The following is a 1,033-nucleotide window of genomic DNA, read 5'->3' on the forward strand; positions in this document are numbered from 1 at the left end:
GTAAAGTTTCATAACATTGTTGATGACATTTTGCCCCCTTCTGGGTTTTCTTTGAAGGCGTAGCCGAAAAAGAAAACCCAGAAGGGGAAGATAAAAAAGTTGATTATTTTTGTTTGACTAAAAAGAAAAATAATTATGCAACAAGTCTATCATTCCAATGCCGCAACGAATTTAAACATTCGCTCGCAAATTCAAAACAATTCTGCAAGCAATTCGGATTTAGCCACTCGGTTTAATGTTTCAGAGCAAACGATTTCAAAATGGAGAAATCGAGATTTTATTCAAGATGCTTCTTGTAAGCCTTTGAAAATCGAGTATGCTTTATCAGACGTAGAAAAAGCACTAGCTATTAGTTTACGGAAATCGTCTTGGATGTCCATTGATGAAGTTTGGGAAACGCTTTTAACTGAAAACCCAAAAATATCAAGAAGCTCTGTTTATCGGGTTCTGGTTAAGGAAAACATTAATGTTGTTCCGCCGCAAAAGAAAGAGAAAGCCAAGAAGTTTAAGGAATACGAACCTGGGTATTTGCACATCGATGTTACTTATTTGCCTAAATTTAATAAGCAATCGTATTATCTTTTCGTAGCGATCGATCGCTGTACAAGAGCAATGATTTACTGGATTTACGAAAATAAAACAGCTGATAATACAGAAGATTTTATGGATAAATGTTTTGACTTTTTCCCTTTTTATATTTCACATATCTTAACCGATAACGGATTAGAATTCACCAATAGATTACTGGTTTCTAAAAAAGGAAATAAATGCACAAAGCCATCTAAAATGGATGTTAAATGTCTAGAAAACGAAATTGAACACCGATTAACTGCTCCATTTACACCCAAAACTAATGGAATGGTTGAAAGAGTAAATGGAACGATTAAAAACAATACAATTCTTAAAAACCAGTATAAAAATCCTAATGAAATGAATCAAGATTTAGCAAACTTCCTGTCGTTTTATAATCTTTATAGAAGACACGGTTCTTTGAGAAAGGAACTAAATGTAAAAACACCTTGCCAAGCAATAG

1 protein-coding gene is annotated in these 1,033 nt (G+C 33.4%); it reads left to right on the forward strand.

Annotation, left to right across the window (positions count from 1 at the left end):
- Positions 1-135: 135 nt before the first annotated feature.
- Positions 136-1,033: DDE-type integrase/transposase/recombinase (locus tag A3SG_RS0118390; RefSeq protein ID WP_016991448.1), on the forward strand; the 898-nt coding region annotated here is incomplete at its 3' end.

Source organism: Flavobacterium sp. ACAM 123 (genome assembly GCF_000264055.1).
Classification (GTDB): domain Bacteria; phylum Bacteroidota; class Bacteroidia; order Flavobacteriales; family Flavobacteriaceae; genus Flavobacterium.